The organism is Mesorhizobium sp. M7A.F.Ca.CA.004.06.1.1 (assembly GCF_003999135.1).
GTDB lineage: Bacteria > Pseudomonadota > Alphaproteobacteria > Rhizobiales > Rhizobiaceae > Mesorhizobium.
In genome coordinates this window covers 1-6365 of sequence record NZ_RZPQ01000310.1, presented here as the reverse complement: position 1 = coordinate 6365, position 6365 = coordinate 1, and the positions used below count along the sequence as shown (strand labels likewise).

The following is a 6365-nucleotide window of genomic DNA, read 5'->3' as shown; positions in this document are numbered from 1 at the left end:
GCCTTTCATTCCCGACCCTTCGGAGCATTATCGATGGGCCGATATCGTCACCGTGCCGTCGCGGCGTCCGGAATCGCTGGGCCGCGTCGCCATCGAGGCGATGGCATACGGCCGGCCGCCGCTTGTGTCGGCGATAGGCGGGCTGGTGGAAGTGGTCAGCGACGGGGAGACCGGCTGGCATGTTCCGCCCGGCGACGCAGCAGCTCTTGGCGCGAAATTGCAGGAGATCATCCTCGCCCCTGAGGCCTGGCGCGGGTTTGTCGCTGCCGGGCGCGCGCGCTACGAGGCAATCTTCAGCGAGCCGGTCGCGGCCGCGGCGATCACCGCGATCGCCGCCGACAAGCTGAAGACGACCATCGCGCGGCCGGGCAGGGTGCCTGCTGCCCGCGAAGCGGAGACGCGGCCGTGAAGCTAGCGTTTCCGAGCCATCTGGTTCGACGCCTCGTGCTGATGATCGGCGGCGAGGCGATGCAGAGCGGCTTTCATTTTGCCCTCAACATCATGCTGTTGCACATGCTGTCGGCGCAGGGCTACGGCCTCTTCGCCATCGGCATGGTGATGGGCGGTGTCGGCCTGTCCTATATCAGGTCGCTCACCGCCGTTCCCGCCAGCATCTGGATGAGCAAGAGCACCAACAGCGCCGGCGTCGATACCTATGACGTGGCGTTCGGAACGGCGGCGCTGATCGTAGCGTTGCTGATGGCCGTCGGCACGGCAGTCCTGATGCATGTCCTTGGCGATCCAAGCGGAATTGCTGCCGGCTGCTTCGTCGGTGCCTGGTCGTTGCGCAGCCATATGCGCACGGCTTTCTTCGCACGGCGCCAGCAGGTTGTCGTCTCCGTCAGCGATGGCGCTTTTACAATCGCCGGCTGTGTCCTGACCGGGCTGTCGATCTGGTTGGTCCAAGACCCGCTGCAGACCGTGTTCTATGCACTAGCCGCGGCAAATGTTTTCGGCATTTTCGTCCTGGTCCGGCTGGCTCGGCGCTCGCTTCGCATCAGCTTCCGCATGCCGACCCGGCGACGCTATGTCAGGCTCTGGCCCCAGCTGCGCTGGTCGGCATTCAGCGCCACCACCACCAACATCCAGGGCCAATGTCTGGCGCTGCTGGTCGCCGGCATTGCCGGTCCTGCCGCCTACGCACCGCTGGCGGCGGTTCTGGTGCTGTTTGCCCCGCTGCGCATCATCAGCCTTGCTTTCGTCAACATGACGCAGCCGGATCTCGCCAGGCTGATGCGGAACAATGAAACGGGCCGTGTCTGGACGCAGGCCAAGATCTGGGCACTCGTCATGGGGTTTGGCGGCCTTGCATATGGATGCGCCATCATGTTCGTCCTGCCGATGATAAAATCCCAGGCTCTCCAGGACGCTTCGACCTGGTTCATCGGACTTTTCGTGATCGCGAATTTTGTCCCGATCATGCTCTATATCATGCCCCGCATCGTGCTTGAGATACTCGGCGATTTTCGGATCGTCGCGTTCACCACGACGGGCGGCGCGGTCGTCGGGCTGGCACTGATCGCGGCCCTGCTGGCAATCGCGTCTCCGCCGTGGGCGCTGTTGGGTTCCGCCGTCTCGGAGATGTTCGTGCTCGTGGCATCATGGTATTTCGCGCATCACCGCATGTGGAATATCGAGCATCCCGACGAGGCGCGCGACAGCCGGTTGGGCGCCTGGCGGCGCACGCTGTCGTTCGCCACGGCAAAGCGATAGGAAAAATATGGCAGTCCAGGCGGTGCAAATTGCTGCGGTGACCGGCTCGCCCGATGGCCAGTCCTCCCATCCGGCCGTCGTCGTCTCCAACGATGCATACACGGCGCGGCTCCACACCAGCCTGGAAGCGGTGAGGCCGCTCTGGTTGCGCCTTCAGGCGGACGGTGTGTGCACCGCCCACCAGAATTATGCCTGGGCCGAGGGGATCGTAGCGCGGCTGATGCCTGAAGGTGCGGAACTGCTCATCGTGGAGGTAAACGACGCCGTGACGGGCGTGCCGCGAATGCTGGTGCCGTTGATACGGCGACCGGCTTTCCGCCATCGAGTGATCGAGTGGCTGAGCTGTGGCGTTTGCGACTATTCGGCACCGTTGCTGGCCGATGCGAGCCCGTGGACGACGCAGTCGGCGCAGGCCGCGTGGGCCGCGGTGCGCTCCGTGCTGCCGCCGGCGGACCGTATCCAGATCAGGGGAATTCCGCAATCGATCAGCGGTGTCGCCAATCCGCTGGCCCTGCTGGCGGCCACGCGCGATTCCCTGCATACCAGCTTCGGCCTCGCCATCGACGGCGATCCGGAGACCGTCCTCAAGCGCCTATGCCGGCCATCCTTCGTCAAGGCTTTCAACAAGGACTGGCGTCGCCTCGAACGGCTTGGCGGCGTGGAACTGGTCGAAGCCAACACGCCGGCCCTGGTGGAGGTCATCTTCGCCGGCCTGGTCCGGATGCGGCTCAGCCGCTTTCGCGAACTGGGCCGCTTCGACCTGCTGACGCAGGCGGCGGTTGTCGATTTCTATCGAAACGCTGCTCTCGAGGGCCTGTCGGATGGGTCGGTGCGGCTCTTCGGGTTGCGTGTGGGTGAAGCTCTTATCGCGGTCCAATACCTGCTGATCCATCAAGTCACCGTTCATGCTCTGCTGATCTCAATCGATCAGGGCGCGGTGCCTAATGTCTCGCCTGGACTTCTGATCATGGGCAAGTTGATGAGCTGGGCGCGCGGGCGCGATTTCAATTATTTCGACCTGTCGGTAGGCAACCAGAGTTATAAGGAGCATATGGGTGCCTTGGGTTCGGGTCTGCGCGAGCTTTGCCACGGGATCACGGTGCGAGGCAGCGCCGTGAGCGCAGCCATCGAGATCCGCAACCGGGCCGAGGTGTTCGTGCGCTCCAAACCTCGGCTGCTGAAGAGGCTCCAGGGACTGATGCGGGGTTTGCGGCGCCTGCGCGGGGGATCAGAATGACGGGAGAAGCATGTGGCAAGCTACGCGGCGGGAACGACTCCGATAAAGGATTTGCCCGGTGGGCCGGTTTCCCCGACTGTCGCCAACGTTGATGCAACCGCGCACTTCACGGCTCGGCTGCACACCAGCTTCGACACCGTAAGGCTGCTATGGCTGCTCCTTGAAGCTCACGGCGTCTGCACTGCCCACCAGCATTATGCCTGGGTCGAAGGAATCGCCGCACGGCTGAAGCCCAAAGACGCGGATCTGGTCCTCGTCGAGGTGAGTGACGCAGTGACCGGCGCGCCGGCCATGCTGTTGCCGCTGATGCGGCGCCGGGCCTTCGGCCACCACGTGATCGAATGGCTGAGCTGTCGCGTGTGCGACTACTCAGTGCCGCTGCTGGCGGATGGGATAGAGTGGACCAGGCAGAGTGCCGACGCCATGTGGGCGGCGGTCCGTGCCGTGCTGCCACCGGCGGATCGCATCCATATCGCGGGAATTCCGCAGCAGGTCCACGGCGTGGCCAATCCGCTGGCACTGCTTTCGGTGGCGCGCGACTCCATCCAGGTCAGCTCCGGCCTCGTCCTGCATGGCGATCCGGAGACGCTCATCAAGCGGATCTGCAAGCCGTCCTTCGCCAAGGCCTTCCGCAAGCATTGTCGCGGCTTCGAACAGCTTGGTGGCCTCGCTCTGATCGAGGCCGACACGCCTGATCTGGCCGAGGAGCTCCTGGATGCTCTGTTGGAACTGCGGCTCAAGCGTTTCCGTGAGCTCGGGCGTTTCGACCTCCTGACGCAGGCGCCGGTCGTCGATTTTTACCGCGCCGCGGCGCTGCAAGGCCTGTCCAATGGATCGGTGCGGCTCTTCGGACTACGCGTCGGTGAAGCCTGGCTCGCCTCCATCTATGTGCTGGTCAGAAAAGGCACACTTCACGCCCTCCTGCTCGGCATCGACCAGAATGCGGTCGCCAATGTCTCACCCGGCCTGACGACGATGGGCAAGCTGATGATGTGGGGATGCGAGCGGGGCTTCGACTATTTCGACCTGTCGGTCGGCGGCCAGGGCTACAAGCAACATATCGGCGCCTCGAGCTCGGTACTGGCCGAGATCTGCGAACCGGTGACGGTGCGGGGCAGGGCTGCGAACGCAGCCATTTTGCTGCGCAGCCGGGTCGAAGGCATGACGCGGTCGCGTCCCCGGCTGCTCAAGGCCGTCCAGGGCCTGACGCGCCGCTTGCGGCGACTGAAGGACTGAGGAGGAGCGCTTGCCGGTCCTGCGATGCAGAGCACCAAGACCGGCAGGCAAGCTTGTTGACAGGGTTGGTTAGCTCTATATCTGAAAGCGCGGCTTGACGTTCAGAAATGAGTGTCACGGGCGGATTTTTTTAAGTTGGCGTTTTCGGCAGATCATCTCGATGAATGCAAGTTTAGGAGATGGGATTCGTTCCATCCTCATTATTCAAACGAAGTACATTGGAGATGTCGTTCTGACATCTGCTTTGGTTCGCAATCTACGTCTTTCTTATCCACAAGCATCGGTGACCATGCTTTGTGCGCCGGGTCTCAAGGAGTTCATCGTCGCGCAAGGGATCGCCGATGTTGCCGTTGGCTTTGAATCCCGTGGCAGAGGAAGGACTCTGCGCAAGCGTTTGAGCGACTATCGTGGCGTCATCTCTGATCTGCGGCGTCGAAGATTTGATCTTAGCATCGACCTTACCGATTCAAAAACCTCGCGGATCATGCATCGTTTGATCGGCGCTCCACTTCGCGTCGGCTTCGATCCTTCCGAGCATCCGATGAAGTTCTGGGAAATCCAGCTTGCAAACGTTCTCGCCGCGACCTTCGGACATGGCGGACCGCATTATCTCTACAGGAACCTGTCTCCTCTCCGCGCCCTTGGGCTGGATTGTGAGGATCCAACACCTCGGCTGCAGCCGACCAGTACTGCCCAGGAAGAGTGTGCCAGGCTTCTTGCGGAAAACGCTTTGGCGAAGAAGTCGTACGTGGCAGTGCATGCCGGCGCGAGGTTCGAAGGACGTTGTTGGCCGCCGCAACATTTTGCTGCGGTCATCGACGAAGTATACGCCAAAACCGGGCTGCGATCCCTCCTTGTTGGCGGGCCGGATGAAGGGCTTGCCGCGCAAAGGATCCTTGAAGTGGCAGCATCGCCGGTCGCAAGTGTCGTCGGAAAAGCCTCGCTTGAGGTCCTGACGGCATTGTTGGCCGAAGCGTCGATCTTTCTTGGCAATGAGAGCGGCCCGATGCACATCGCGGCCTCTGTCGGAACTCCAGCGGTGGGGCTGTACGGTCTGACGTCGCCAGAGCAATGGGGCCCGTTCGGTGTTCCCAACCGGACGCTCCAGCCGCCCATGCCTTGCCCGTGCATCGCTCCAGGTGTGTGTAAAGAAAACAACGCCGGTGGGGTCTATTGCGTCCAGCGGCTCCAGGTTGCCGATGTTGCGGCGGTGACACTCGATCTCATCGGCACGGAAGTTCAAAAATCTGCTCATTCGGGCATGCCGGCCGCGTAGCAGGGCGGCAGCGACGGGCGATTGTTTGGCGGCGCGCTTCACGTCTTGATTCAGGCCGAGGCTCAAACATCTTCAAAAGATTGGCAAATTTGACCGGGCCGCATCCTGCGCTGTCCGCGAAATTGACAGGACGGCGCGTCTCCGCCATCCTTGACCCCAGTCGTCAGGCTGCCGGCAGCGGCCGCGTTGTGTGTCTGGGGCGACCGAGGGCAGTGTCATGTTCAGTCCCGTCACAGGTCAGAATTCCAAGCGCGCCGCGGTGCGCAAGGCGCTCGATCGTCACAAGGTCTACATCACCGCGCAGCGTTTTTCGGCAGGCAGCTACCAGGCCCGGGTTCTGGTCGACGGCGAGGCCTATTGGGTCGACGAATTCCGGCTGAGCCAGCTGCAGCAGGGACTGTCGCCGGCGGAGCTCGAGTTGACGCCGGCCGTTGACGATTGAGCGCGACTGGCTTGTTCCTGGCCTCGGTGCTTCGACCTTTGCCATGACCACCCCGCCAAAGCTCCAATCCTACCGCGCGAGGCGTGAATTTTCCAAAACGCCGGAACCGGCAGGCGGCCTCATCACGGACGAAGGCAACCGCTTCGTTGTCCACAAGCACCACGCCACCGCAGACCATTATGATCTGCGCCTGCAGGTCGGCGATGTCTTGAAAAGCTGGGCGGTGCCGCGCGGGCCTTCGCTCAATCCGGCCGACAAGAGGCTGGCGGTCGAGACCGAGGATCATCCGCTCGAATATATCGACTTCGAGGGTGTCATTCCCGAGGGCGAATATGGCGGCGGGCCGATGATCGTCTGGGATACCGGCAGCTGGGCGCCGATGGACGATGTCGAAAAGAGTTTGCGCACCGGCGCCTTCAAGTTCCGGCTGGCCGGCGACAAGCTCAATGGCGGCTGGATGC

General features: G+C 62.6%; 7 protein-coding genes. All 7 read left to right on the top strand.

Going from position 1 to position 6365, the window contains the following annotated elements:
- Nucleotides 1-409 (top strand): glycosyltransferase (locus tag EN906_RS18775; RefSeq protein ID WP_127375296.1); only part of this gene is annotated, 409 nt, incomplete at its 5' end.
- Complete coding sequence (locus tag EN906_RS18770; protein WP_127271502.1) at nucleotides 406-1713, top strand: hypothetical protein; 1308 nt, start codon at nucleotides 406-408, stop codon at nucleotides 1711-1713. The genes EN906_RS18775 and EN906_RS18770, both read left to right, overlap by 4 nt.
- 7 nt (nucleotides 1714-1720) lie before the next feature.
- Nucleotides 1721-2950, top strand: a complete 1230-nt coding sequence (locus EN906_RS18765) for a GNAT family N-acetyltransferase (protein WP_127269108.1) — start codon at nucleotides 1721-1723, stop codon at nucleotides 2948-2950.
- 12 nt (nucleotides 2951-2962) lie between these two features.
- Nucleotides 2963-4186 carry a GNAT family N-acetyltransferase gene (locus EN906_RS18760; protein WP_127269109.1) on the top strand — a complete coding sequence of 408 codons (1224 nt, stop codon included), beginning with the start codon at nucleotides 2963-2965 and terminating at the stop codon, nucleotides 4184-4186.
- Between the two features lie 94 nt (nucleotides 4187-4280).
- Nucleotides 4281-5462 (top strand): glycosyltransferase family 9 protein, encoded by a 1182-nt coding sequence (locus EN906_RS18755; protein WP_306245672.1) that lies wholly within the window; start codon nucleotides 4281-4283, stop codon nucleotides 5460-5462.
- A gap of 217 nt (nucleotides 5463-5679) precedes the next feature.
- Complete coding sequence (locus EN906_RS18750; RefSeq protein ID WP_127269110.1) at nucleotides 5680-5904, top strand: hypothetical protein; 225 nt, start codon at nucleotides 5680-5682, stop codon at nucleotides 5902-5904.
- A gap of 43 nt (nucleotides 5905-5947) precedes the next feature.
- Nucleotides 5948-6365 (top strand): DNA polymerase ligase N-terminal domain-containing protein (locus EN906_RS18745; RefSeq protein ID WP_281060449.1); only part of this gene is annotated, 418 nt, incomplete at its 3' end.